The organism is Sorangium sp. So ce381 (genome assembly GCF_051473845.1).
Taxonomy (GTDB): domain Bacteria; phylum Myxococcota_A; class Polyangia; order Polyangiales; family Polyangiaceae; genus Sorangium; species Sorangium atrum.
This window is the reverse complement of record NZ_CP150336.1, coordinates 11,291,185-11,317,429: the sequence shown is the minus strand read 5'-3', so window position 1 is coordinate 11,317,429 and position 26,245 is coordinate 11,291,185. Positions and strand designations below refer to the sequence as shown.

The window sequence follows — 26,245 nt, the reverse complement described above, 5'->3', positions numbered from 1 at the left end:
GCTCATGCGTGCTCCGCGGCGGCGCGCGCACCTTTTCCCCGGCTCCGGCCGGGGGCGCCGCTATAGTCGACGCCTCATGCGCATCCTCCCCGTGCCCTGTCTCAGCGACAACTACGCGTACCTCGTGGCCGCGGACGGGCGGCGCGAGGCGATCGTCATCGATCCCTCGGAGGCCCAGCCGATCATCGCGGCGCTCGAGCGCGAGAAGCTCAGTCTGGTCGCCATCGTCAACACGCACCACCACCACGATCACGTCGGCGGCAACGAGGCGCTCCGCGAGCGTTACGGCGACCTCCCGGTCTATGCGCACTCGAGCGACGTCGGGCGCGTTCCCGCGCAGACGGAGCGGGTCGAGGAGGGCACGCCGGTCCAGGTCGCCGGCCTCACGCTCCAGCCGTTGCACGTCCCCGGCCACACGCTCGGCGCCGTCTCGTATTGCGTCGAGGACGTTGTGTTCACCGGAGATACGCTCTTCATCGCCGGATGTGGCCGCATGTTCGAGGGGACGCCGGAGGTGATGCACGCCTCGCTCTCGAAGCTCGCCGCGCTCCCGGCGCACACGCGCGTCTTCTGCGGTCATGAATACACCGTGAACAACCTCCGTTTCGCCGAGGCGGTCGAGCCCGAGAACGAGGCTGTCCGCAAGAAGCTCGCGGCTGCCCGTGCGGCGCGGGAGCGCGGCGAGCCCACGGTCGGGAGCACGATGGCCGACGAGCTCGCGACGAACCCGTTCCTGCGCTGCAGCGAGCCGAGTTTGCAGGCGCGCTTCCCGGGGGCCACGCCGTCCGACGTGTTCGCCGCCGTGCGTCGCGCGAAGGACGATTACCGCTGACTTTCGACGTCGCGCGCGGCCGTATTCCGCTCGCGCCCGCCGTCCGATTTCTATACGACTAGGCCCATGGACTCCCGCGCTCCCATCTTCGGGTTCAACGACGCGCGCGACGAGATCGTGCGCACCGTGGTCGACCGGGTCGTCGGCGCCACGAGGGATCCGCTGCTCGCCATGAACGAGGCGGCGTATCAGGAGGCGAAGCGGCTCGAGGGGTCCCGGAAGCCGCAGGACGTCCGCGAGCTCGCCGAGTGGCAGCGGCTCGCCCGCTCGCTCGGCCGCATGCACGACGGCGAGCGCCGCCGCCGCCTGCGGGAGCTCTCGGAGGAGTACGCGTGGGACATCGCGGGGAACTTCGACCGGCGTGTCTACCAGCTGTCGTCGCGGCTCCTGCCGCCGGTCGTCAGCGCCCTGCTCGCGCCGCGCAAGCTCATGACGGTGGTCCGCGACCCGCTCAAGCTCGTCAGCCTCGAGCTCCTGGCGGACCGGGTGCTCGTCGAGGGCCCGCTCGCGAAGCTCCGCTCGCTCGTGCAGCGCGGCACGGCCGTCTACGTCCCGACCCACCTGTCGAACATGGACTCGATCGTGTTCGGCTATGCCCTCGAGCGCGCCGGCCTGCCGCCCGCCACGTACGGCGCCGGCAAGAACCTGTTCACGAACCCGGTCCTCTCGTTCTTCATGCACAACCTCGGCGCCTACCGCGTCGACCGGCGCATCCGGCACAACCTCTACAAGGACGTGCTGAAGACGTACTCGGGCGTGCTCCTGGAGCGCGGCTACCACTCGCTGTTCTTCCCGGGGGGCACGCGGTCTCGCTCGGGCGGCGTGGAGCGGAAGCTCAAGCTGGGCCTGGTCGGCAGCGCGTTCGAGGCCTACACGCGGACGCTGCAGAGCGGCCACGAGCGCCGCGTCTTCTTCGTCCCGGCCACGATCAACTACCTCATCACGCTCGAGGCCGAGACGCTGATCGCCGATTTCCTCTCCGAGGCCGGCAAGGGCCGCTTCATCATCGAGGACGACGAGTCGAGCCGCATCGGCCGGATCGCCTCGTTCCTGCGCAAGCTCCTCGCGATGAACGCCGCGGTGGTCATCCGCTTCTCCGAGCCGCTCGATCCGTTCGGCAACCGGGTCGACGAGCTCGGCCGCTCGTTCGACGCGCGCGGTCGCGAGGTCGATCCGGCGAGCTACGTGAGGGATCAGGCCGGCAAGGCGGTCATCGACGCGGCGCGCGACGCCCAGTACGCGCGCGAGCTCGGCGAGGAGATCTGCCGGGCGTACGCGCGCGACACGGTCGTGATGGCGACGCACGTCGTCGCGTCGGCGAGCTTCGCCCGGCTCCGCAGCCAGGCGCCCGCCGCGGATCTCTTCACGGTGCTCCGGCAGCGCGACGTGATCACGGTGCCGCGCGACGACCTCGCGGCCGACGTCGTGGCCCTCTGCGATCGGCTGCGCGCGCTCGAGCAGCGGGGGTGCATCGTGCTGGGGGAGGACGTCCGGCTCGGCTCGGGCGGGGACATCGTCGAGCGCGCGATGCGCGCCTTCGCGGGCTACCACTCGTCGCCGGTGCTCGACTCGCGGCCCGAAGGCATCGCGCTCTGCGACACCAACCTGCTCTTCTACTACCAGAACCGCCTCGCCGCCCACGGCGTGGCGTGGGACGTCATCGCCCCGCCCGGCGTCCCTTCCGGCCTGCAGGTCCAGCCGCCGCTCCCGCCGCTCGAGCCCGCCTCGTCGCCGCCGCCCCTGGAGGAGCCGCGGGGCTCGGCCTCGTCGGCCTCGTCTGCTTCGTCTCGCGCGGGCGAGGCGGACGCGCACGTGGGCTCGATGAACGGCGCCGGGGGTGGCCAGTGAGCGCCTCGGGGAGCGCGCTTCCGGCGCCGTCGGTGGGGGTCATCGGCGGCGGTTTCTGGGGCGTGGCGCTTGCGCTCGCGGCCAGCCGCACGGGCGCGGAGGTCCTCCTGTACTCCCGCCGCGAGCAGCCGCAGCTCAAAGGCGGCCCGCGGGTCGTGCGCGACCACGCGGAGGTCGCCCGGGCGCGGCTGCTCGTGATCGCGGTGCCGTCGAACGCGGCCCGGACGGCGCTGCGCGCGCTCGGCGATCACATGGACGGCTCGCACCTCGTGATCCACGGCGTGCGCGGCCTCGAGGGCGAGGCGCTGAAGACCGTCTCGGACCTGGTGCGCGAGGAGACTCCGGCGCGCCGGGTGGGCGCGCTGGGCGGCCCGGTGCAGGAGGACGAGCTCCGGGAGGGCCGCCCCTCGGCGATGGTGTGCGGCTCGCGCTTCCCGGAGGTCCACGCCGCGGTGACAGCGGCGTTCCAGTCGGAGGCGCTCCGCGTCTACACGACGCCGGATCTCCAGGGGCTGGAGTGGGCGTCGGCGCTCGTCGGCTGCCTCGCCATCGGCGTCGGCTTCGCCGAGCAGGCGGGCGCGGGGCCGGGGTTGCTCGCCGCGCTCATCTCGAGGGCTGTCGACAGCGCGGCCCGCATCGCCGCCGCGGCGGGCGCGGAGGAGCGGACGATGCTGGGGCTCGGCGGCTACGGCGACCTGCTCGCCTCGATCCGGCTCGAGGGCCGCCCCGAGGTGGTGCTCGGCAAGGCGCTCGCGCGCGGCAGGACGCTCGACGAGGCGGTCGCGGAGGCCAGGCTGCGGGTGGAGGCGATCCCGCTGATCCCGCGCGTCGTGGCGTTCGCGAAGGCGCGGAGGGTGGATGCGGGGGTGTTCGAGGCGCTCGAGACGATCCTGAAGGGCGGCGCGCCGAGGGCGGTGCTCGATCGGATGTTCGCGGCGTGAGGCTCGGCGACCGGCGCTCGCTCACTCGTTCGCGAGCGCGAGGACGGCCTGGGCCACGCCGGTGACGACCTTCGCAGCGCGCGCGTAGTCGAGCGTATCCGGCGTGTCCTTGTCGGTGTGGTAACGCCGGTTACGCAGGAACGCCGTGTCCGTGATCATGACCGCTGGATAACCCGCTTCCCAGTAGCTCCGGTGGTCGGACCAGTCCACGCCCTCAACGAGCCCCGGAGCGCTCAGGGAATAGGCGGGCAGATCGGTCGCGCCGCGCATCGCCCCCTTGATGGTGCGAACGAGCGAGAGCCCTTTCAGGTTGCCGACCACGGCCACGAAGTTCCCCTTCGTGGGATAGAGCATGGAGAGCGGCGCCAGCGGGAACGCCTGACTGCCCTCCTCGTCGGTGAAATACCCGATCATCTCCAGGCTGATCATCGCCCGGACCTTCACGCCTGCTGCTTGCATCGCATCCGCATGATGGGCGCTTCCCATGTGCTCGGACCGGAAATAGGGCGGCTCCTCCAGCGTGAACGCCACGAGCTCGACGTCGCCTCGGAGGGACGCCCGGCCGAGCATCCGCCCCAGCTCGAGCAGCCCTGCCACGCCGCTCGCGTTGTCGTCGGCGCCGGGCAAGTCGTTCGCCGCGTCGTAGTGGGCGCCGACCACGACGCGCGCCGACGAGTCCGGGCCGAACCGGGCGAGCACGTTGCGGTACGTGTGTCCCTCGACATCGTAGAGCTGCTCGGTCACGCGTCCTCCGGCGGCGCTGAGCTCGTCGCGGAGGTACGCCGCGGCGCGGTCCAGCTGCTCGATTTGCCGGTAGCCCCGGGGGCGGAACGTCTCCACGAGCATCCGGACGTCGCGCTCCATGCGAGCGGGGTCAGCGGAGAGCGCCGGGGCGGGCGGCGGGAGCGCCGCCACGAGGGGCTGGCTGACGATGGCTCCGATCGCCGCGAAGCTGGAGAGGAGCAGCACCGCGGCGGCCGCGGCCCACCGGCCGTAGCGGGGGCGAAGCGCTGTGATCGTACGAGCGTCATCCAGGGGCGTCGCTGCGCTCGTGGTCATCGAGACGGCAGGACATCTGGCGGAGGTGCTCTGTTCCTGGCGCGGGCAGGAATCGACGGGCGATCCTTCGAGACGGCTGCGCGCGATGAGAGGCGGCCGCTCGCGATGAGAGACGGCCGCCCGCGATGACCACGCCGGAGCCGTCCCTGGGCGCAGCGTCGCTGAGATCGCGCCGCGGGCGACGAGATCGCGCCGCGGGCGAGCTCGCCGGTGCCTGCAGGCTCCGATGCCTGCAGGCACCGGGGACCTCGGCGCCGAGCCGAGCGTCGCGGCCGGCCGCGCTGTCAGCCGCCGTCTCGCTGGCTCGCGTCGGTCGCTCCCGGGGCGGCCGGCGGGTCGACGCTGTCGCAGCAGCGGAATCCGGTGGAGTAGTCGTGATAGGTCGGCTCGTGGGCGATGGTGGTGAAGTAGCAGCCGGGGCCGAGCTCGCTCGTCGTGCTGAAGAAGCCGCCCATGAACACGCCGTTGCCCTCGTGCCAGGGCTGGTCGCGGCGCTCGACGCCTTCGGTGCTCATCCGGATCACGAGCTCGCCATCGACCATGTCGCCGACCCACTCGTGCAGGTTCCCGATCATGTCGTGGACGCCGAGCTCGCTGGCGCAGCCGGTGTGTTCGCCGCTCCTCGCCAGGAAGCCTGGCTTCTGGTCGAGGTCGGGGCTGTTGAAGTGCCGCTCGTAGCTCCACCCGCCCGGCGGGTGCTCGCCGAAGACCTCCCGCAGGAGGTGGGGTTTGCCTGTATTGCACCGCCCGCGCTCGCCGCGCGGGCCGTAGGGGTAGCGGTGGGCGCCGTTGCCGCGGCAGGCGCGCAGCCATTCCCGCCGCGTGCAGAGGCGCTTGCCGGCGGCGACGCAGGCGGCCTTGGCCTCGACGCGGCTGATGTACGCCTGCGGAAAGACGCCGGCCGCGCTGCGCGCGAGGTACCGGACGCCCGGCTCGGGGCGCTTGAAGTGCGGGTGGACGGCGAGCTCCCCGCCGGCATCGGTGACCAGGTGCGCCTCGTAGCGATCGATGCAGAAGCCGTTGACGAGGGCCATGTCGGCAGGGCAGGGGCCGGGGGCCGGCGCGGCATGGAAGGGCGGCTGTGGGGCGAGGGCGGGAGGACCGGCGCTGGCCGAGCCGAGCGGATGTGGCGCGGCGAGGGCGGCGCCCGCGTCGTCTGCAACGGGCACGGAAGCGGCGATGGACATGGGCGCGGCGCTGGCGATGTCCGGGAGGGCAGCGCCAGCGTCCGCGCTTCCGCCGGGCGCACGCGCAGCGGGAGCCCCTGCCTGGGCCGTGTCAGTTGCGCGGACTGCGCCGGTCTCGCCTGGGGCGTCCGACTTGCTCGCTGAGCCACCACCGCTTGGCGCAGAACACGCTGTGAACCACATTACAGCACCGAGCCAGCCTGGCGCCGTGTGGCGCGACACACAGCGTCGGGAGAGTGTGGGGGTGTTCGATAGGGGAGCCCGGAGGGGATCGCGGGGCGGTGCGGTCGGCACGAGGGGGAGTGTACACGCGGCCGGCGTGCTGGCTGGAGGCTATCCGCCGTCTGCCCTTCGATCTGAGGCGAGATCCAGGAGGTGAAGGAAAGCGCTCACGCGCGGGGAGCCGTCGTCCAGCCTCGACGCGGACTGCTCAGTTGCACGGAGCCGCGACCGTGTTGCAGCTCTCATCGCAGTTCGTGCACGCACAGCTATATACGGCGTCAAACTGACGCTCGGCGCCAGGGAACTTCGTGTCGCACGCGTCGAAGCAGCTGGGTTGCGGGTCGTTCTGAAAGCACCCCTGAGCGCACTCAAGCCAGCTCTGGCATGTGTCGCTGAGCGCGCAGAGGGTCAGACAGCTGTTCGCGATGGCGCAGGACCGGCAAGCTGCAGCGTCAGCGTTTCCGCCCCCAGCGCCGGCGTCGCAGTCGCTGAAGCAGACCAGCAGGTCGGTGTTCGTGATGTTCAGATCTTCGCATGCTGTGTCGAGGATGCACTGTGAAGCGCACTCGTAGCCCGGCTCAGAGCAGTTGATGGACAGGGATTCGCAGCTGAGATCGCTGCATTCCTCGACCTTCGCGCACGCCTCCTCGCACTCGGTCTGTCCCGCGCCTCCGCCCGAACCGCTCGATGCCGCCGTCGTCGACGCGGCTGTGGTCGAGCTCGTGGCCGAGCCTGTGGTCGTCGTCGTGGTGCTCGACGTCGTAGTGCTCGTCGTCCCCCCGCCGCCGCTCCCGCTGCCCCCGCCGGGGTTCTCCGTCGTTTCGCCGGAGCACGCCGCGAACGCCGCGATACTGAACACGATAACCAAAGAAGAAGTCTTGCTGCGCATCGCCACTCTCCTTGGGCACGCCGCGGCCATTCTCCACGTCATTGCCCCAACGCGGCGCGATCGTTCGCCTGTTTCTCACCCCCGGCAACATTTTTCGCTCGCAAGCGCCCCCGCTCGCGCGGGCGTCGCCACCATTGCAGCGTTCGTTGGCCTCTCTGCGCGCCCGGGCATACTCGTCGTGGCCGTGTCCGAGGGCGTCTGGCAGAGCCGCGGCTTCGCGGCGCTCGCCGACGCCGGCCTCCCACCAGCCTCGAAGCCGTGCACCGCCAGCTCGCCATTGCCCCGGCTGCCGCGGCCGGCGGTCCCGACACCTGCGCCGCCGCCTCCCCTCAGCCCGGCCCCGGCGACAGGGCCCCGAGCTCCGCGCCGCTGCGCTCCACGCCGAGCAGATCCCGCGCCGGCACCTCGCGCGCATCGCCCTGCCCGATCAGCATCTTCGACGACCGCTTCGGCCTGAAATCCGGGCGGTTCGGGTTGCGCTTCCACCAGCCCCCGTCGAGGATCACCCACGGCTCCTCGCTCGCGCGCACCACCTCCGTCGCGAACCGCGCGCGCGTGATGCCCGTGATTGCCCTCGTCTCCGGAAGCGCGGCCGCGAGGCGCTTCAGCCCCTCCGGCATGCCGCCGTAGCTCACCTGGGTCACCACGTTGTGGCCGGCGTCGAACCGGTAGATGCTCGTGCTCAGCACCTCGATCGACGGCGAGGCGTCGCTCACGAGGATGTTGTTCCGCAGGCGGCAACCCCAGCTCCCATTGCCGCACTGGAGCGCGGGCCGGCCCCTCGCGCTCATCACCACGGTGTTGTTGCGGATCAGGTTGTTGCGGCAGCCCCAGAGCGGCAGCGCGTCAGGCCCGGTCACCTGCTCCGGAGCGCGCGGGCCGGGCTCCACATAGGCGCGGTCGAACGGGTTCGCGTTGTCCCACTGCGCGATCCCGCTGGCGAGGTTGCCATAGATGAGGTTGTTCTGGATGACCGAGTCCGACACCCCCGCGAGGTTGATCGCCCCGCCGCCGCTGCGCCCGTTGCCGTTGATGACGTTCTGCTCGATGATGAAGTTCACGCCGCGGCCATCCGGGAACCCGTGCTCGCCGAACCGCTCCGTCGCGCGCTTCATCAGCTCCGCGGCCCAGGCGCGGGTCGGCTCCCTGGGCGCATGATCCCGGAACGACGGGTGCTCCAGCACCGCGTCGAGCGAGGCCTCCGGATCGAGGTTCGCCTGGAGCCCGCTCGCGCTGTTGCCGAAGAACACGTTGCGACGAACCACGTAGTTGTCCGATCCGTCGGATATGTAGGCGCCGTGCTCGCCCGCCGAGAACGCGAACAGGTTGTCCTGCAGGAGGACCGTGTGGCTGTCGGTGGAGTGAACCCCCCACATTCGATGGTGATGGGCGAAGTTGCCGACGATGGCGATGTGGTGCGCGAGCCTGCTGGTCTCGCCGAAGGCGCCGTCGATCATGATCCCCGCCTTCGGCTCAGCCGCGCTCTGCCTGCCAGGCGCGCTGCTGCCAGCGAGGCGGAAGCCCTCGATCACGACGTGGTGCGCTGCCTTCAGGTAAATCATCCAGTTCGGGTCGGCGGCGCACCCCCGGTCGATCACGACCTCGCCCGGGCTCCCCATCGCCTTGAAATGGATGTACCGCTCCTGACCGGCGCTCGGCTTGTCGCCAATCGAGAACCCCGCGTACGTCCCGGGCAACACGGCGATGAGATCGCCGCCGCGCGCCGCGTCCGCCGCCTCCTGGAGCGTGGCGAACGCGCGCGTGACAGGGAGCTCACCTGGCTCGGCCGCAGCGCCCCGCGCGTTCAGATCGAGCGCGGCCACGCGGATCGCGGCGGGGGCCGGCGCGCCGACGACGAGGACGCGCTCGTACCGCGCCTGCACTTTCATCGTCTGGCGCACCCACTCCTCGGAGTCCCGCGTGATCACGAACGGCTCGACCGCCGCGGGCGCGGGCGGCTCTGGCGCCTCGGGGGCCTTCGCCGGCGCGGGCGGCTTCTTCGCCTGCGCCGGCGGGGGCGCCGCCTCCTCGGACGGCGGCCCCGCGACCTGGATCGTCCCGCTGCACGCGAGCACGGCGACCGCGACGAGCCCGCCGCCGATGCGCGCGAAGCCACGGGCCAGCTGGATGACGCTTGTCGATCCTCTCATCTCGACGCTCCGGGGAAGGCCGCCCCTCCGAGGCGCGCCGCGCGTGCGGCGCTCGGCCCTGGCTACCCCGGCTTACCCCAAAGCGCGCGCTTCAGCCAGACGAGGGCGCGCCTCGGCCAGGGCCCGCGCGCGCTCGGCCCGCGCCGCGCGCACCGCGCCGAGCGAGGTGCGACATCACCTTCCAGCGGCGGCCGTCATGCGGCCGACACGTGCCCGTTTGCTTCCGTCGCTGCCCTTCCTTTGGTACGAAGAGCTCATGAAAGCGCTGCCCTCGCTCGTGAGCGTCGCTCTTGCCGGCGCCACCCTCCTCACGCTCGCGCCCGAAGCGCAGGCGAACATCAAGAATCCGAACGATCACCCCCGCTACTTCGCCGAGCTCGAGCCGCACGGAGACCTCGTCTTCTTGCACCGCGACTACGGCCTGCGGCGGTACGGGCCCGGGCGCTACAACGACTTCGGCGACCCCGAGTTCGGCCTCGGCTTTAGGGCGAGCATCGAGCTCGCCGATCCCGCGTTCATCCCGAAGCTCAACAACACTGTCGCCATCTCGTTCGGGCTGGATTTCACCGACTGCAGGTACTGCCGCCGCGACTTCACCATCTGGAGCCCGGTCACCATGCAGTGGAACTTCTTCTTCAACGATCAGTGGAGCGCGTTCGCCGATCTCGGCGCTACCCTCCGGACCGACGGATTTTACCGCGACGTGTGGTTCGACTTCGTCGGCATGGTCGGCGGCCGCTACCACTTCAACGACAGCATGTCGCTCACGATGCGGATCGGGTATCCCTTCTTCAGCGTCGGCGTCTCGTTCTTCGTCGGCTGAGCCGCACCCCGTTGGCTCTGGCCCTCTGGCGGGCTGAGCCGCCCCGGGCGCTGCCCTGCTGTCGCGCTCTCCCGGCACACCAGGGCCGGTGGGAGCGCGCGGCCTCCGCCGCGGGCGGCATCTCGCCGGGGCGGGCGTACGGCGCGGACATCGGGCGCGTGCGGAAGGGGCCCGCCCTGGTTAGACTAGCCGGAGATGGTCGGCTGGTATTTCGTAGGCATCCTCGGTCTCGCCCTGCTGATGGTGGTCCACGAGGGAGGGCACTTCCTCGCCGCGCGCGCTTACGGCATGCGCGTCTTGAAGTTCTCGATCGGCTTCGGCCCCACCTTCTTCAAGGTTGTCCCGAAGGACGGGTACTACTGGTTCACGACCGCCGCGGACAAGGTCCGCGTGCGGCTCTTCCGCCACGACCCGGTGAAGCACGGCCCCACCGTGTTCCAGGTCGCCATGATCCCCTTCCTGGCGTACGTCCAGATCGCGGGGATGAACCCCCTCGAGGAGGTCGATCCCGAGGACAAGGGCAGCTACGCGAACGCGAGCCTGATGGGCCGGATCGCCGCGATCTTCGCCGGTCCGCTCGCCAATTACCTGTTCGCGTCGGTGCTCTTCTTCGCGAGCCTGATGACGGGCGGCAAGCCCTACCGCTTGACCGACATCGGCGTGGTCGCCGGCATGCCGGCCGCGGCGGCCAACCTCAAGGACGGCGACCGCATCGTCGAGATCGATGGAACCCCGGTCCAGGACTGGGAAAAGATGGCCGAGATCATCTCCCGTAGCCCGGGCCGGCCGCTCGACGTCGTCGTGGAGCGCGCTGGCGAGCGCGTCCAGGCCAAGGTCACGCCGGCGAACGAGGGCGGCGCGGGCAAGATCGGCGTGATGGCCATCGGGCCGGTCCAGTCGGCGCCGGTGACCGCCAAGGAGGCGGCGGTCCTCGCCGTGACGAAGCCGCCGAAGGTCGTGCAGAGCCTGGTCGTCGGTCTGGGCCAGTACCTCACGGGCAAGGTCGACGGCGAGCTCGGCGGTCCGAAGCGGATGATCGAGGAGACCGCGCACGCGGCCAAGCGCGGGTGGGCCGAGGGGCTCGAGTTCCTCGGTCTGCTCTCGGCCTACCTCGGCGCCTTCAACCTGATCCCGTTCCCGGCGCTGGACGGCGGCCGGCTGATGTTCCTGTTCTACGAGGCCGCCACGCGGCGCCGGCCGAACGCCCGCATCGAGGCGCATATCCATCTGGTCGGCGTGTTCATGCTGATCGGGCTGATGCTCTACGTCACGGCGAACGACTTCGGCCTCGGGTCGAAGTAGCGTCGAGCCAGCGCACCACGTGGCATCGAGGCCGCTCGCGCGGGTCCCGGCGTCGCTCAGGCGCCTCGCCCGCGCGGCGGCGTGGCTCGGCCTGCTCTCCGTGGCGGGCGCAGCGGAGGCCGCGTCGCCCGGCCCGGGCGCGTGGTCCGACGAGGAAGACGAGGCCGTCTTCGACGTCCCCGCGCCTCCGACGCTCCCCGGGCTCACGCTGCGCGATCCGACCTTCACCTTCGAGTACACGGCGGCCGTGATCGAGCCGGACGCGGCGAGCCGGGCGGGCGGCAAGCTCGCCTTCGCCTGGTACTCGCACGGCGAGATGGAGGTGCCGCTCGTCCCGCGCAAGTGGTTCGTCGGCGCGGTGCATGACAGCGCCGCGGCGAGCGTCCCGGGGGTCGAGCGGTCGATCCTGCTCGGGAGCCCCGAGCTGTACGGGCGCGGCGTCTGGTCGAGCGTGCGCGGGCTCGCCTCCGGCGGAGGCTTCGGCCTCGTGCTCCCGGTCCCGCGCGACGTCTCGCGCGACCAGGCCGAGGTGCTCCGGACGGCGCGCGTGGTGCGGCCGTGGGACGAGACGCGCTTCCGGGAGCTCACGCTCACGTTCCGCCCCTGGTTCGACATGCGCCACATCACCGGGCCGTTCATCTTCCAGCTCAGGCAAGGCCTCGACTGGTCGCTGGTCGTGCGCGGCCTGCGGTCCGGGGAGCGCCGCACCGACATCTCGGCGCACACGGCGTTCTACTTCGGCTACCGGCTCGCGCGGCCTGTCGGGGTGGGGCTGGAGCTGTGGGAGGTCTACCAGCTGACGCAGGACCTGCCGGACGACCGGCGCGCGACGTTCGCGGTCTCGCCGAGCGTCCGCTTCATCCTGTCGAACGTGCAGCCGGCGCTGAGCGTGCTCTTGCCGGTCACGACCCCGCTGCGCGGCGACGTCGCCTCGTACTACGCCGCGCGCTTCAGCGTCGGGTTCACCTTCCCGACGGGCGCTCCACGGGCGCCCCCGTGAGCGCGGAGGGCGCGCTCGCCGGGCGCGCCTCTGGCCGACGGCGCCGAAGGCGCGGGCTCGGCTTCGAGTGTGCGTGCATCCAGCGCGGGCGCTCGGTACCCTGGCCGCGTGGTCAACGCAGCATGGCTCCGGCGCGGTCTGGTTCTCGCGGCGCTCCTCGGCTCGGCCGGCTGCTCGACCCAGCTCGTGAGCCTGAACGAGGGGCCCCGCGAGTACGTCGCGACGGACTACGAGAACGTGCTGCGCAGCTGGACGCGCACGGAGCACCTGTTCGCGCTCTCCGAGCTCGACAACTTCCTCACCGCCACCGCGACGTTCGAGTCGTGGGACTTCCGCTGGGCCTACGTGGTCCGCTACGCGCAGGACTACCGGCTCACGATCGAGCAGCGGCAGAAGCTGCTCGAGAAGACGCTCGAGGAGACGCGCCAGCGCCATCAGTTCTTCGTCGCGATCTTCGGGGGCGAGCGCAAATACAACGACCTCTCGACGCCGAACAGCGCGTGGATCGTGCGGCTGATCGACGACACCGGGAACGAGACGGCGCCCGAGGAGATCGTCGCGATCGCCAAGCCGAACGCGCTCGAGCGGACCTACTTCCCGTACAACACGGTGTGGCGCCAGGCGTTCCGCATCCGCTTCCCGCGCGCGACCGCGGACGGCAAGCCGACGATCTCGCCGAGCGCGAGGTGGTTCGGGCTCCGCTTCGCCGGAGCGCAGGGCAACAGCGAGCTCGTCTGGCAGATCAACGAGGAAGCGGAGCCCATCGATCCCGCCGAGCTGGAGCAGGGGGCGGCGCGGCCGCCGCGGCCGAAGGGCGGCCAGCTCTAGCGCCGCGCGCCATCCCGCCAGCGCTCGCCGACGCGCGGAGCCAGCCGAGCCCCGCGCGGCTTTCGCTCCGCGCGCCGCCTCAGCCGCGCTGAGCGTTCATCGAGACGGACTGCGCCAGGATGGAGAGCAGCTCGGGCGTGCTCTCGAACAGCTCGCGCAGCGTGGGGTGGTCGGCGATGAGCACGAGCGCGCCGCCCCCTGCAGCGCGAGCGATCGACGGCGCCGGCTGGCCTCCGAGCAGCTCCGAGGCGAACAGGAGCTCGCCGGGCCTCGCTGTGCCGGCGATCGCCTGCGATCGCTCCGCGACCAGCTCCAGCGCGCCGGCGCCGATGATCACGAGCCCGGGGATGGGGTTACCGGCATGGATGAAGGGCTCGCCGGGCGCCAGGCCGCGCAGCCGGAGCCGGCCGAGGACGCGGCGCAGCAGCGTGTCTTCGAGCTCGCCCAGCGGCCCCATCGTGGCGCCTGCGAGCGACTGGATCCGGTCTGCGACGGTGCGCAGCTCGTCGAGCACCCACGGGCAGCTGCGGAGCGCGTGATCGATGGTCGCCTGGTCCCAGATCGCCACCCGCGCGCCGTCCGCACCGGCGACGACGCGCAGCGGGACGCCTTCCTCGAGCGTCCCTCGGGACGGCACGAGCGTCCTCGTCGCGGCGCGCTCGGCGGGGATATCGACGATGTTCGCGCACACGGCGGCGTCCCCGCGCAGGACCAGCGCCGCCCCGTCGACGGCGAGCTCCTCGTCGGACGAGAGGTCTTCCACGCGCGCTGCGAGCGCGAGCTCGTCGTGCATCTCCTCGGGCAGGTCCGCGAACGCCTCGATCTGCTCCAGGTCGCGGCCGGTGAGGGCCCCGGCGGCGGCTGGCGCGGCGCTGGCCGCGCCGGGCCGCGGCAGATCCGACGCGAGCTCCGGGGCGAGGTCGAGGGCCGCGATCGCCTCCGTCTCCGGCGGCGCGCTGGGCGGCGCGTCGAGCGCCATCGCGGCGAGGTCGGCGCTCTCGCCTGCGGCCGACCGCCGCCGCTCGACCGCGGGCACATCGATGAGCGGCGCCTCGGCGAGATCGGGGAGGGCGTCGACCGAGGCCGGCGCGCGGGCGTCGGCGGCGGACGCAGGCCGCGGCGCGGCGGTGGGCGCCTGGGCCGGGGGCTCCTCGTCGAGCGCGAGGTCCGCGTCGTCGAGCAGCTCTTCCACGGGTTCCGGCGCGGGCTCGCCCGAGGCTTCATCGAGCGCGCGCGGGCGCGGCGCCTGGACCTCGGCGCTGCTGGACGCGGGCTCGGTGCGGGACGGGGTGGCGGTCGTCTGCAGGTCGTCCTCCGGCTCCGCTGCCTGTGGCGGAGGCGGAAGGCTGGCGAGCCGGGATGACATCGGCGCTTCGAGGTCGCTGTCGGAGAGCTCGATGACGACCGTCCCCTCGATCGTCGACTCCGCGGGCGACGCGTCTGTGCTCGCAGGGGGCTCGAGCTTTGCGCCGTCGCTCGCGGAATTTGCGGTGCCCTTTGCGGGAACGCTGTCGGCCGAGGCCCCGAGGTGTCCTGGGGGTTCGTTTCCGGTGGGCGCCGCCGGGCGGGTGCGCGCCGCCGCGGGCGTCGGGGGCGCCGGAGGTCGCGCGGAGATCGGCTTCCGCTTGAGCGTCAGATCGAGCGGCGCTGCCGAGGTGATGACCTCGTCTTCCTCTTCGTCGCCCGGCTGTGGCGTCGAGGGATGCCTGCGGGCGACGAGGTACGTGTCGCCGTTCGACGTGATGATCTCCTGGGGAGGCCGCGGCGGCGCGGCTGGCTCCGCGTCCTCGGACCAGGGGTCGAGGATCGGTTCGCGCGGCCTGCGTTTGGAGCTGATCGCTCCCTGTGCGGGCGCGGCCGTGCCTGTGCGGGCCGGGGTGGGCGTCGGGGCCTGAGCCTCCACGACGATCTCGCCGATGTCGTCGTCGCTGGGCGCGTGCTCGTCGGCGGGGGCCGGCGGGCTCGGGGCCTGGTGCGACGCCGATGTCGGGAGCGAAGCCGCTGCGGCCAGAGGTGCGGCGGATACCGGCGACGATGGCGCGGCGGGCGCTGCGGCCGGCGGGACGGACGCCGGCGACGGCGCGGCGAGCGGCGGCACAGCAGGTGATGGCGGTAGCGTGGCGACCCCCGAGGGCGCATCGGGAGGCGCAGCAGGCGGCGCGACCGCCATCGACGACGCCAGCGGCGGCGTCGCGGGGGGCGGAGGCGTGAGAGGCGGAGGCGCGAGGGGCGCCGGATGCGGCGTGGTGGTGGCCGAGAGCGACGGTGGACGCGTGGCTGGCGCCGGAGGTGCGGCGGGCGGCGGCAGCGCGCCGGGCGGCGGCAGCGCGCCGGGCGGCGGTATGGCGGAGGCCAGCGTGGGCGGCGGCGGCGTCGGGGGAGGCAGAGCCTGCGGGTGTGGCGGCGTGCTGATCGGCGGCTGCGGCGGCGCGAAAGACGGCGGCGACACCGGCGGGGGCAGCACCTGCGGGGGTGCAAGCACGCCAGCTGACGGTACAGCGGGCGCCGGCACGGCGGACGGAGGCGGAGGTTGCGGGCGCGGAGGTTGAAAAGACGGCGGATGCGGTGCTGCCGCAGGCTGCGGGCGCGGGGGCGCAAAAGGCGGCGGGTGCGACGCGGGCGGAGACCCGAACGACGGCGGGTGCGGCGCTGGCGGAGGCCCGAACGACGGCGGATGCGGCGCTGGTGGAGGCCCGAACGACGGCGGGTGCGACGCGGGTGGAGACCCGAACGACGGCGGGTGCGGCGGTGGCGGAAGTCCGAGGGACGCCGGATGCGGCGCTGGCGGAGGTCTGAACGACGGCGGGCGCGACGCGGGCGCGACGCCTCCCGGCGCTGGCGGCGGTCGCGGCTCCGCGATGAGGCTCGGCAGCGGTGGAGCAGGTGGAGGTACCGCCGGAAGCGCTGACGGAGGTCGCGGTGCCGGGGGCGGTGGCTCGCTCATGGAGCGTACCCCGGCGGGACGCGGGGGCTGCAGGGGGCTCATCGCGGGGTCGGAGCGGCCGCGCTCCGGCGACGGAGGCAGGGCAGACTGCGGCTCCTGCGGTGTGGGCACGGAGGCAGGCCGAGGGGGAATCGAAGACGGCCGCCGCGATGCTCCCCGCGGAATGGCCGGCGGTGGTATCGGGGCGGGCGGTTGCGCGCTCTGTGTCTTCGCCGGCGCCGTCACCAGAAGCGGGTCCGTGGTGAGCTGCTGCCGGAACGACGGAACCCCCGGCGCGGGAGGCAGCGGCGGAATGGCGCTCGCCATGGGGGCAGGCAGCGGAGCCGCCGGCGGCGGCTGACTCCGGTACATCGCCCCGGCCTGGACGTTGGGCGCGGCCGTCGGTGGTGCCGAGGGTGCCGTCGGCGGCGCCGGCGGCGCCGCGTGCGGTGGGTCGAGCCGCTGCGGGTACGCGGCGGGGGGCGGCTGCGAGCGCGAGACGGGCGGAGCCGCCGGCGCGAAGGGCGGCGGCTGCGAGCGCGAGACGGGCGGAGCCGCCGGCGCGAAGGGCGGCGGCTGCGAGCGCGAGACGGGCGGAGCCGCCGGCGCGAAGGGCGGCGGCTGCGAGCGCGAGACGGGCGGAGCCGCCGGGGCGAAGGGCGGCGGCTGCTGAGCGGGCGGCGCGGGGGAAAACGGCGCGATCGGTCGTGCTCCGGCGCCTGGTCCGCCCTCTGCATCCGGGCGGAGCGGCGGCGACGGCCGGGATGATGCCGTCAGTCGCTCTGCTTCGGCCGCCAGCTCCGGCTGCGAGAGCGGTTCGAACATGTCGATCTCGATCGAGGGCATCGAGGCGCGCAGCTCCTGCGTGAGCGACATGCGGCGGCGCCAGGTCTGCTCGTCCGACGGCGGCGCCTCGTCAGAGGACGGGGGCGGCTTGTCGCCTTCGCTGTCGATGGTCTCCAGGAGATCGGGATCGCTCGGCTGCCCGACCTCCGAGGCCATCACCTCCTCGAGCGCCGTCACGCACAGCCCGAGCTCCGAGGCGCGGAACGGCTGCCCGGCTGCCCCGGCGGCGTCGGCCGCGCGTCGCAGCCACACGATAGCGTCGCGCCGCTCGCCGCGCGCCCACAGCGCGCTGGCCGTGGAGATCCCCCACACGACATCTTCATCGTCATTCGGGTGCGGTTCGGGGAGGGCGACCACGCGGTTCGCCATGAGCAACACCACCTATCACAGGCCCCACTGCGGCCGTTTACCCCATGGTACCGAGCGAGCCGACGTCCCGGATCGGGCGTCGCGCGAGCCCCGCGGCGCGGAAAGCCGCGCCACCCAGGAGCTTAGCCGCGCTCGCTACGGCACGTACAAATTACGGTACGGATGTCGCTTTTAGCGCTCGCCTCGCCGTCGTTGCCCATCAGGTGCCCGTCAGAACCCGGTGCTGGCCCACATTCGCGAGGCGAACGCAGGTCCGGGGCGACGCTCCGACGTGAATTCGACGCAGCCCGACGTATAAGGAGCGAGCGCCGCGAGCGTCCGCAGAGCGCTCGGCCAGGGGGCCTGGCCGATCCTGGTTGAGCACGGGGCACGCGCTGGCGCGTCCGCGGCCTGTGCAATGACGCCGGGTCAGGTGGAGCGCCGTCCGCCGATGCGCCGCGGCCGGCAGCCCAGGACCGCCGCCCGACGGCACATCTCCTCGACACCATCCCGCGATGCGGCCTCTCCGGGCATGCGTCTCGCGAGCCAGCCGATGAGCGTCAGCCCCGCTGCGCGGGCGTCTGCGGGCATCGTCCCGTCGTTCAGGAGGCTCGCGATCTGGGCAATCAGACGCGTGCGCGTTTCCTCGGGCGCCATCCTGGGTGCTCCATGAAGCATTCGAACGGGAAAGTCAAAAGAACCGCCATGCCGGCGCGCAGCCCCGTCGGCGGGCACCTCGACGCTGTGTGCTCCTCGACATCTCGTCTGTCCCGCTTGCCCGGGTCGGCCGCGTGCCAATACCCGTTGTGCAGTGGCGTCAAGATAAATCACATGGGGTCAAATCGGCGCGATCAGCACCTCGCGATCCTTGGCGCCGTTCGCGGGCCCGACGAGCCCGCGCTTCTCCATTGCCTCGACCAGCTTGGCCGCGCGGTTGTAGCCGACGCCGAGCTTGCGCTGCAGCCATGAGGTCGAGCAGCGCCGGGTGTCGGCCACGATGCGAACCGCGGCGTCGTACATCGGATCGGTCTCCGCGTCGGACGTGTCGGGCTCCTCGCCCTCGTCGTCTCGGGGCCGGAGGATCGCCTCGTCGTAGACGGGCTCGCCCTGGAGCCGGAGGAAGTCGGTGATCTTCTGGACCTCCTCCTCCGAGCAGAACGGGCACTGGACGCGGCGCGTATCGTTCGAGCCGTTCATCTTGATCAGCATGTCGCCGCGGCCGAGCAGGTGCTCCGCGCCCTGCTCGTCGAGGATCGTCCGGCTATCCACCTTCTGCGCGACGCGGAAGGCGATGCGCGTGGGGAAGTTCGCCTTGATCATGCCGGTGATCACGTCGACGCTCGGCCGCTGCGTCGCGAGGATCACGTGCATGCCGGCGGCGCGCGCCTTCTGCGCGAGCCGGGCCACGCTCGCCTCCACGTCCTTGCCTTGCTGCATCATGAGGTCGGCGAACTCGTCGACCACGATCACGATGAAGGGGATCTTCTCCGGCAGCGCCGCGTCCGATCCGTCCTTCGCCGCGTCGATCTCCACCTCGAGCCCGTCGGCGCCCACGGCGCTCACCTTGGCCGGGGGCTTCGGCGGGCGCGCCTCGCCGCGCTGCACGCGCTCGACCCAGGCGTTGTAGGTCGTGATGTTCTTCGTCCCCGCGTTCGCGAAGAGCTGGTACCGGCGCTCCATCTCGTCGACGGCCCACTTGAGCGCGTTCGCCGCCTGCTTCATGTCCGTCACGACCGGCAGGAGCAGGTGCGGGATGCGATCGAAGGGCGCGAGCTCGACGACCTTGGGATCGATCATCAGGAGCCTGAGCTCCTCCGGCGTCTTGCGGAAGAGCAGGCTCACCAGCATCACGTTGAGGCCCACGCTCTTGCCCGCGCCGGTGGCGCCCGCGACGATGACGTGCGGCATCGACGCGAGGTCGGCGAAGTAAGGCGTCCCGATGATGTCGCGGCCGAGCACGCACGGCAGCGGCGCCTTCATCTCGACGAAGCGGCGATCCTCGACGAGCTCGCGCAGGTTGACGGGCAGGCGGTGCTCGTTCGGGATCTCGAAGCCGATGCGGTTCTTGCCGGGGATGGGGGCGACGATGCGGACCTTGCGCGAGAGGCCGAGCGCGAGGTCGTCCGCGAGCCCCGCGACCTTCGACACCTTGGTGCCGGCGGCGGGGGAGACCTCGAACGTCGTCACGGTCGGCCCCGGGTGGATCTCCTCGACCTTCCCGCTGACGCCGTAGTCGGCGAGCGTCTTCTCGAGGAGCTGCGCGGTCGCCTTCAGCTGATCCGCGTCGAGCTGGAGGCGCCCGCCCGCGGCTGCCTCGAGCATGTCCGTCATCGGCAGGCGGAAGCCTGCCCCGGTCGCCGGGACGACCTTCACCACGGCCGGCTTCTCGCTGACGAGCGCGCGGCTCGTATCGACGATGGTCGGGTCGCGCGGCGCGACCGCGCGAGCCCGCTCCGAGCCGATGGCGGGCGGCGGCTCGCGGTGGGCCACCGCGGCGTCCGGCTCGCGCGCGGGCAGCTCGCGATGAGTCACCGCGGCGTCCTGCTCGCGCGCGGGCAGCTCGCGGTGACCCACCGCGGCGTCCTGCTCGCGTGCGGGCAGCTCGCGCATCGGCGGCTCGCGACGAGCCACCGCGGCGTTCTGCTCGCGCGCGGGCAGCTCGCGGTGAGCCACCGCGGCGTTGTGCTCGCGCGCGGGCAGCTCGCGCCGGTGACGCACGGGCAGGATGGGCGACGGTGTCGGCACGTCGACGTCCTCCGGTTCCCCGAGAGCGGTCACCATCTCGTCGTCGCCCGGATCGAGCGCCGCGAGCGCCACGGGCTCGTCCTCGTCGAGGTCGCCCTGATTCTCGTCGACCTCGCCCTGATTCTCGTCGAGGTCGCCCTGATTCTCGTCGACCTCGCCCTGCTCCTCGTCGAGGTCGCCCTGCTCCTCGTCGATGTGCGCCTCGCCCCCGAACGACGGCTCATCGCCGTCCTCCTCGGCGGCGGCGCCGCGCGGCGCCGCGGGAGATGCGGCGCGACGCCGTGCTGCTCGGCGCTGCGTTCCCTCGCGCGGCTCGGCAACGCGCTGCGCCCGGCCTCGCGGCTCGGCGCCGCGCGACGCCGCCTCGCGCGGCTCGTCGTCCCGCGGCGCCGCCTCGCGGGGCTCGGCGCCGTGGGTCACCACCTCGTGCGCCTCACCGCCGTGGATCACCAGCTCGCGGGGCTCGGCGCCGTGGATCACCAGCTCGTGCGCCTCACCGCCGTGGATCGCCACCTCGCGCGGCTCGGCGTCGCGCGGCTCTGCCCCGCGCGGCTCGGCGCCCTGCTGCGCCGCTTCGCGCGGCTCCCTGGCCTGCGCCTTCCGCCCGCGCCGCGGCTTCGCCGGGGCGGCCGGCTCCTCGGGGGAGGCGTCGAACGGGGCGCTCTTCCAGAGATCGAGCGCCGGCGCCTCGACGGGCGCCGGCTCGACGGGCGTTGCCCTGGCGGAGGGATCGGACGGCCGCTCGTCGGCGTCGTCGGCCAGCGCGGCGATGATCGCGTCGGGGCTCGAGTTGCGCGCGATGATCGGGGGCGCGCTCTGCGTCTTGACCTCGGTCTGCCGCTCCAGGTCGCGCGCCGCGGCCCATGCCCCGAAGAGCGCGCGCGCCCAGCCGGCGACGCGCATCGCGACGGCGATCGCGAGCTGCTCGGCCCGGTGCGCGAGCTCGATGAACGAGAACGTCGCGCGGCCCATCAGGATGAGCGCGACGATGGTGAGCCCGATGATGTAGGACCCGATGTTCGAGAAGAGCGCGCGCAGCACCTCCCCGAACAGCTCGCCCACGGCCCCGCCGAGCGGCATCGCGCCGAACGCGACCGCGCGCGGGAACGCGACGTGCGCGAGCGCCGCGAGCACGATGACCACCACGATGTCGCCGCTCAGCCGGAACAGGCTGGCGATCGAGCGCTTCGCCCCCAGGAGCGGCATCGCGAGCAGCGCGAGCTCGAGCGGGACGAACCACGCGATGACGCCGATCGCCTCGATCGACGTCCCCGCGAGCGCGGCGCCGACGGGACCCACCCAGTCGTCGCCCGCGACCTCCGGCCGCATCGGATCCGCGCGGAAGGAGGCGAGCGCCAGCGCGCTGTACAGGGCCGACACAAGAAGAACCAGCGCCGCCGCATCCCGGGCGTAGCCATGGCCCGGCGGCGCAGCAGGACCCGCGATCCCTGCTGGGCTGGTCCGCGCGGCGCCGCGCGCCCCGGACCGCAAGGGCTCGCCAAGGCCGGCGGCGGGCTGGGCACGGCGAGGAGCGAACAAGGGGACGTGCATACCTACCTGTACCTACCTTGCTCACATATGCGTACTCCGCTCCGGGGGCAAGAAGTATGGGAGGGCTGCAAGAAGTGGAAGAGACCGGAACCGGAAGAGGAGGACGGACAATGAAGGGGCGAGGCGGTCTGGTCGCTGCCATGCGTCGCGTGGGCTTGAGCTCGCCGGGGAGGGCGAAGCAGGCGCTTCCAGGCAGCGTAGGCCAGGGGAGGGAGGCCGGGAGGGATCGCAGACCGTCGGCGCGCTGGAGTTCTGGCCAGATTTCGCGCAGACTTTGAAAAGGCTCCTCTCTATCCCGGCCTTGAAATTCTTTCAAACAGAGCGCTGCGGGCGGTACCATCCCGACCCTCCTGGGACGTGCATGGAAACTGTCGAACGAGCAGGGCGGCGCGTCGGCGCTGCGGGCCTTCTTTTGCTGTGCCTCGCGACCGCGGGCGCAGGGCTCGCGACGAGCGGGTGCCGCGTCAACGAGGACGACATCCACCGGTGGGAGACCACGGCGCACGGCCCGGACAAGCTCAGGGCGGTGCTGTTTCACGATAAGTACGACAGCTCGCTCCGCGTCGAGGCGGCCACGTCGCTCATCCGCATGAAGCCGCGGCAGGGCCGGCGCGTGGGCATCGGCATCATGGTCGAGACCCTCGCGACCATGGCGCCGGAGGCCCGGCAATCCATCGTGGCGGCGCTCGTGCCGTCGATCATCGCCGAGCTCAGGAAGCCGCCGCCCGTCGCGCAGCCAGGGCAGCCGCTCCAGCAGGACACGTCCTTCCCTTACAAGGACACGGCGTACGCGATGCTCACGTCGGATCGGACCGTGATCATCGCGGACGAGGGGCTGAAGGAGGGGCTCAAGGCCGCGCTCATCGACTGGGCGATGGCGGACTTCGAGCACCGGCTCGAGGACCGCTCGCAGGCCTACGGGATGGAGCAGCTCCTGCGCTTCATCGGCCCCGCCGCGGTGTCCGGCCTGCCGAAGCTGATGACCCGCGAGGCGAAGCGGCTCGACCAGCTCGCGTCGCTCGTGGCCGAGTACGGCGACCCGCCGACGAAGGAGGCCGCCTCCGCGAACCTGGTCGCCATCGCCAGGTTCGTCACCTCCAGCGAGTGGACCACCGTCAAGAAGCCCGAGCTCCAGGCGGCGAACGCCGCGTCGAAGCTCGACCCGACCGAGAAGCAGTTCGAGGCGCAGCTCGCGCAGTACCAGGAGGAGGAGCTGTTCCGGGTCTTCGGGTCGATGAAGAAGCTCGGCGGCAGGCCGTCGGTGGACTTCCTCCTCGGGTTCGCGGCGAACAAGGATCAGCCGGAGAAGCGCCGCCAGGCCGCGCTCGCCGCGCTCGAAGGCCGGCTCGATCGCAACAACCCGAGCGACATCCAGCGCATCCTCGAGATCGCGACCGCGGACGCGCCCGACGCGGTGCTCGACCAGGCCTTCCGTCGCGTCGGCGAGATGCCGCGTGAGCTCGTCGTCGAGAAGCTCTACGGCCTCTTCAAGACCGACAAGTGGAAGATCCGCCGCGCCGCCGCCGCGACCATCCTGAAGATGTCGACGGTGAAGCACATCGACGAGTTCATGAGCAGGCTCCCCGACAGCAAGGACAGCAAGGGGTTCGCCATGCCGGAGGCGCTCACGTACGGCGCGGCGCTCGGCGACCTGAAGGAGGGCTCGCCCGTCGAGGCGCTGAAGAAGCACTTCGCCGCGGGCCCCGCGGCGGCGCGGACGAGCGCGATCGCCTACTACTTCACCTTCGGCACGGCGGCCGATCTCCCGGCGGTCAAGCCGCTCGAGGGCGACACGACGCGCGTGCCGGTCTGCGAGGCCGACCCGGACTGCAAGTGGGCGTGCGAGGTGCAGAAAGAGGGATCGACCGAGCGCGAGCTCAGGGACGTGAAGACCGTCGGCGAGTTCGTTCAGTACTGCATCGAGCCGGCCATGCAGGACAGGAAGCCGGAGCTCGAGAAGGGCGAGAAGAAGTGACGCGCTTCTTCGTCCGCCGCGCGCGGCACGCGCGGCCCAGAGCCGTCAGTTGCTTGCAGGGAAGAGGCCGGGAGGAGGCTTCCCAGCGCAATTCATCCTCCATTATCGTTGGGTAGAGATGAGCGCGGATCCGAACAAGAAAAGCGCACGGACGTTCCAGTGTCGCGATGTCCTTTGGGAGACGTTCGAGCAGATGGCGCGCGAGCTCGAGTGCTCCATCGACTACCTCATCAATGAGTCGATGAAGCAGTACGCGCGGCAGCGAAGCTACAGCCCGCGCACGCCGTTCCCGCCGCCCGCCAGGGGCGACGCGGTGCCCCCCTCCGGGCACATGGCGGTCCCGCACGCTCATCAGGCCAGCGCGCCACCTCCCCTCGCGACGCCCCAGCCGCCCGGGCTGGCGACGTCCGGCTCGGCGCCGCCGCTGGGAGGCTTGCAGCAGCAGCCCGCAGCGGGGATGCCCTACGGCGCTTCGGCCGGGGCGCCTGCGTATGGCGCGCCGTCGCCGTACGGCGTGACGCCCGTCGGGCCAGGGCCGACGCCGGTCCCGGCGATCACGCCCCCTCCACCGCCTCCGGGGCAGGTCCGTGCGGGCGCGCCGCCGCCGCCCCCGCCGCCCCCCGGCAGCAGCAACGCGGGCGGCAAGCGGCCCAGCCTGCCCGTGCCGCCGCCCGTCCCGGGTCGCGTCGGCGGCCCGCCGCCTCCGCCGACCAGCGTGACGCGCCTCGGCGCGCCGCCGCCGCTCCCGTCGCAGGTCACGAACCCCGGCGGCCGCCAGAGCCTCCCGGGCGCCGCGGCGAGCCGCTCGGGGCCCCCGCCGCCTCCGCCGCTGAGCAACGCCGCCGGCTACGCCTCGCCGATGGGACCGCCGGTGGCGCCGCCGCTCGCGCCCCCCCTGTCGCCGCCGCCGTACATCGCTCCGCCGCAGGCATCCAGCAGCGTGCCGGGTCCGCCGCCGATGGCCATGGGGATGCCGAATCAGGTCCCCGTCGGCCCGACGCTCGCCGCGTTCTACGCGGGGCAGCGGTTCGTGGTGAACAAGGATCGGTTCATCATCGGGCGCGGCAAGCAGTCGAGCGATCTGACGATCAAGGACCCGAACGTGTCGCGCCAGCACGCCATGGTCGAGTTCCTGAACGGCCAGTACTACATGGTCGACATGGGCTCGACGAACGGCGTCGAGTACAACGGCCAGCGCATCGCCCGGAAGGCCATCGTCGAGGGCGATCTCTTCCGGATCTGCGATCACGAAGTGCGCTTCTCCTACCGCTGAGCCCGCCGACCGCAGGCGCGCAGGCGGGAGTTTGGCTGGAGCGCAGGCGAGGGCTTAGGATCCCGCTGCAGGATGACCAAGCGTGGAGGCGCCGAGCTCGGCCCGCAGGAACGGCGCCGGGGCGCGCTGCGACGAGCGCGCCGGGGCGCGCTGCGCGGCGGCGCCGCGGTGGTCGGCCTCGGCGTGGCGATCTGGGGCGGAGCGGTCCTCGCTTCGCAGCTGCCGCCGTGGGTCTCGGCGGGCGACGCCCCGCTGCCGGCGTCGGTCAGGAGCGCGCGGGTGCTCAAGCGCGACCAGCCGCTGTTCGACGCCCCCGGCGAGGGCGCGCGCCGGCGCGGCTCCGTCGATCGCAACGTGCAGCTGCCCATCTTTGCGGCCAGGCGCGCCGGCGGGTGCCTCGGGCGCTGGCTCGAGGTGGGCGCCGCGGCCTGGGTCTGTGACGACGCCGTCGAGCTCTCCGCCGCGGCTCCGATCAGCCCGCTGGTGCGGACGTGGCGCGAGATGCCGGATGGGCTCCCGTACCGCTACTACTTCGTCGGCCCCGACGGGACCTTCGGCTATCGGCGGGCCGAGGCGGCCGACATCGACGCGCCGGACGCGCAGCTCGAGCCCGGCTTCGCGGTGGCGATCGTCGAGGAGCGGATCGAGGGAGGCGCCCGGTACGGCCGCACGAACAGCGGCTTCTGGTTGCCGATGCGAGATCTCGGTCCGGTGCGCGCGTTCGCGTTCCACGGGGTGGACGTCGCGCCGGGCGCCGCCGAGATCGCGACCGCGTGGGTCGTGTCGGAGCGGGCTCCGCTCTACACGCGGACGGGGGCGGGCTTCACGCGGACCGAGGAGAGCAAGGCGCGGTTCGAGGTGGTCCCCTATCTGGAGGAGGCGCAGGGCGCCTCGGGGAAGCTCGCGCGGATCGCCGAGGGCGACGTCGCGGCGTGGATCTCGACCCGCGATCTCCGGCGCCCGTCGGCGGCGCCGCCGCCCGAGATCGACGTCGAGGCGGGTGAGCGCTGGATCGACGTCGAGCGCTCGACGCAGACGCTCGTCGCCTACGAGGGGCGTCGCCCCGTGTTCGCGACGCTGGTCTCGACCGGCAAGGGCGCGCCCGGGTCGCAGCGCGCGACGCCCGCCGGCACCTTCCGGATCTGGGCCAAGCTGCTCACCTCGGACATGGACAACCTCGAGGACGAGGCCGCCGAGCGGTACTACCGGATCGAGGACGTCCCCTACGTCCAGTACTTCTCGAAGGGGATCGGGCTCCACGGCGCGTTCTGGCATCGCTCGTTCGGCCAGGTGCGGAGCCACGGCTGCGTGAACCTGGCTCCGCTCGATGCGCAGCGGCTGTTCTGGTGGACGTCGCCCCGGCTCCCCGCCGGCTGGACGGCCGTCCTCCCCACGGCGCACGAGCCGGGCACCGTCGTGCGCGTGAGGTAGCGGCAGGCGCGAGGCCCGTCGGGGTAGCTGTGAGGGGGGCGGGAAGGAGCAGCGGAGCCGGGCCCGATGGGC

Annotated in this window: 19 protein-coding genes; 12 read left to right on the top strand and 7 right to left on the bottom strand. The window is 72.4% G+C overall.

What is annotated here, in order from left to right; translation table 11 throughout:
• Positions 1-76 precede the first annotated feature (76 nt).
• The 3 genes from gloB to WMF29_RS42480 all read left to right on the top strand — a co-directional run bounded on the left by gloB (position 77) and on the right by WMF29_RS42480 (position 3,621).
• Positions 77-832 (top strand): hydroxyacylglutathione hydrolase, encoded by a 756-nt coding sequence (gene gloB / locus WMF29_RS42490; protein WP_437325754.1) that lies wholly within the window; start codon positions 77-79, stop codon positions 830-832.
• A 66-nt stretch (positions 833-898) separates the two neighbouring features.
• Positions 899-2,680 carry a 1-acyl-sn-glycerol-3-phosphate acyltransferase gene (locus WMF29_RS42485; protein WP_437325753.1) on the top strand — a complete coding sequence of 594 codons (1,782 nt, stop codon included), beginning with the start codon at positions 899-901 and terminating at the stop codon, positions 2,678-2,680.
• Complete coding sequence (locus WMF29_RS42480; protein ID WP_437325752.1) at positions 2,677-3,621, top strand: NAD(P)-binding domain-containing protein; 945 nt, start codon at positions 2,677-2,679, stop codon at positions 3,619-3,621. Before WMF29_RS42485 ends, WMF29_RS42480 begins: the two co-directional genes overlap by 4 nt.
• A 21-nt stretch (positions 3,622-3,642) precedes the next feature.
• Here the strand turns inward: WMF29_RS42480 and WMF29_RS42475 are convergent, their stop codons facing one another.
• The 4 genes from WMF29_RS42475 to WMF29_RS42460 all read right to left on the bottom strand — a co-directional run bounded on the left by WMF29_RS42475 (position 3,643) and on the right by WMF29_RS42460 (position 9,128).
• Positions 3,643-4,680, bottom strand: coding sequence for a M28 family peptidase (locus WMF29_RS42475; protein WP_437325751.1), 1,038 nt, complete (start codon positions 4,678-4,680; stop codon positions 3,643-3,645).
• Between the two features lie 284 nt (positions 4,681-4,964).
• Positions 4,965-5,849, bottom strand: a complete 885-nt coding sequence (locus tag WMF29_RS42470; protein ID WP_437325750.1) for an SUMF1/EgtB/PvdO family nonheme iron enzyme — start codon at positions 5,847-5,849, stop codon at positions 4,965-4,967.
• 448 nt (positions 5,850-6,297) lie between these two features.
• A complete protein-coding gene (locus tag WMF29_RS42465) occupies positions 6,298-6,978 on the bottom strand; it encodes a hypothetical protein (protein ID WP_437325749.1) in 681 nt (226 codons plus the stop codon).
• Positions 6,979-7,307: 329 nt separating this feature from the next.
• Positions 7,308-9,128: a right-handed parallel beta-helix repeat-containing protein gene (locus WMF29_RS42460; protein ID WP_437325748.1), complete on the bottom strand. Its 1,821-nt coding sequence runs from the start codon at positions 9,126-9,128 to the stop codon at positions 7,308-7,310.
• 256 nt (positions 9,129-9,384) lie between these two features.
• Between WMF29_RS42460 and WMF29_RS42455 the strand changes: the two genes are divergently transcribed.
• From WMF29_RS42455 to WMF29_RS42440, 4 genes are all read left to right on the top strand, one after another.
• Entirely contained in the window at positions 9,385-9,951 is a 567-nt protein-coding gene (locus WMF29_RS42455; protein WP_272102088.1) for a hypothetical protein, read from the top strand.
• 195 nt (positions 9,952-10,146) lie between these two features.
• Positions 10,147-11,253 carry a M50 family metallopeptidase gene (locus WMF29_RS42450; RefSeq protein WP_437325747.1) on the top strand — a complete coding sequence of 369 codons (1,107 nt, stop codon included), beginning with the start codon at positions 10,147-10,149 and terminating at the stop codon, positions 11,251-11,253.
• Positions 11,254-11,272: 19 nt separating this feature from the next.
• A complete protein-coding gene (locus WMF29_RS42445; protein WP_437325746.1) occupies positions 11,273-12,253 on the top strand; it encodes a hypothetical protein in 981 nt (326 codons plus the stop codon).
• 108 nt (positions 12,254-12,361) lie between these two features.
• The gene (locus WMF29_RS42440; protein WP_272102091.1) at positions 12,362-13,081 is read left to right on the top strand and encodes a hypothetical protein; all 720 of its coding nucleotides are present in this window, start codon (positions 12,362-12,364) and stop codon (positions 13,079-13,081) included.
• 79 nt (positions 13,082-13,160) lie between these two features.
• Here WMF29_RS42440 and WMF29_RS42435 read toward each other — a convergent pair whose 3' ends face one another.
• Positions 13,161-14,984: a hypothetical protein gene (locus WMF29_RS42435; protein WP_437325745.1), complete on the bottom strand. Its 1,824-nt coding sequence runs from the start codon at positions 14,982-14,984 to the stop codon at positions 13,161-13,163.
• Positions 14,985-14,997: 13 nt separating this feature from the next.
• Between WMF29_RS42435 and WMF29_RS42430 the strand changes: the two genes are divergently transcribed.
• Together WMF29_RS42430 and WMF29_RS42425 are read left to right on the top strand one after the other, a co-directional pair.
• Positions 14,998-15,630 carry a hypothetical protein gene (locus tag WMF29_RS42430; protein ID WP_437325744.1) on the top strand — a complete coding sequence of 211 codons (633 nt, stop codon included), beginning with the start codon at positions 14,998-15,000 and terminating at the stop codon, positions 15,628-15,630.
• 762 nt (positions 15,631-16,392) lie between these two features.
• Positions 16,393-16,677, top strand: a complete 285-nt coding sequence (locus WMF29_RS42425) for a hypothetical protein (protein ID WP_437325743.1) — start codon at positions 16,393-16,395, stop codon at positions 16,675-16,677.
• 950 nt (positions 16,678-17,627) lie between these two features.
• Here the strand turns inward: WMF29_RS42425 and WMF29_RS42420 are convergent.
• Positions 17,628-17,855 (bottom strand): hypothetical protein, encoded by a 228-nt coding sequence (locus WMF29_RS42420; RefSeq protein WP_162144043.1) that lies wholly within the window; start codon positions 17,853-17,855, stop codon positions 17,628-17,630.
• Between the two features lie 180 nt (positions 17,856-18,035).
• Positions 18,036-21,494 (bottom strand): DNA translocase FtsK 4TM domain-containing protein, encoded by a 3,459-nt coding sequence (locus WMF29_RS42415; protein ID WP_437325742.1) that lies wholly within the window; start codon positions 21,492-21,494, stop codon positions 18,036-18,038.
• Between the two features lie 361 nt (positions 21,495-21,855).
• Between WMF29_RS42415 and WMF29_RS42410 the strand changes: the two genes are divergently transcribed.
• From WMF29_RS42410 to WMF29_RS42400, 3 genes are all read left to right on the top strand, one after another.
• On the top strand, positions 21,856-23,469 hold the full coding sequence (locus WMF29_RS42410; RefSeq protein ID WP_437325741.1) for a hypothetical protein: 1,614 nt from the start codon (positions 21,856-21,858) through the stop codon (positions 23,467-23,469).
• Positions 23,470-23,587: 118 nt separating this feature from the next.
• Positions 23,588-24,742, top strand: a complete 1,155-nt coding sequence (locus tag WMF29_RS42405) for an FHA domain-containing protein (protein WP_437325740.1) — start codon at positions 23,588-23,590, stop codon at positions 24,740-24,742.
• 72 nt (positions 24,743-24,814) lie between these two features.
• Positions 24,815-26,173 (top strand): L,D-transpeptidase, encoded by a 1,359-nt coding sequence (locus WMF29_RS42400; RefSeq protein WP_437325739.1) that lies wholly within the window; start codon positions 24,815-24,817, stop codon positions 26,171-26,173.
• Positions 26,174-26,245 lie beyond the last annotated feature (72 nt).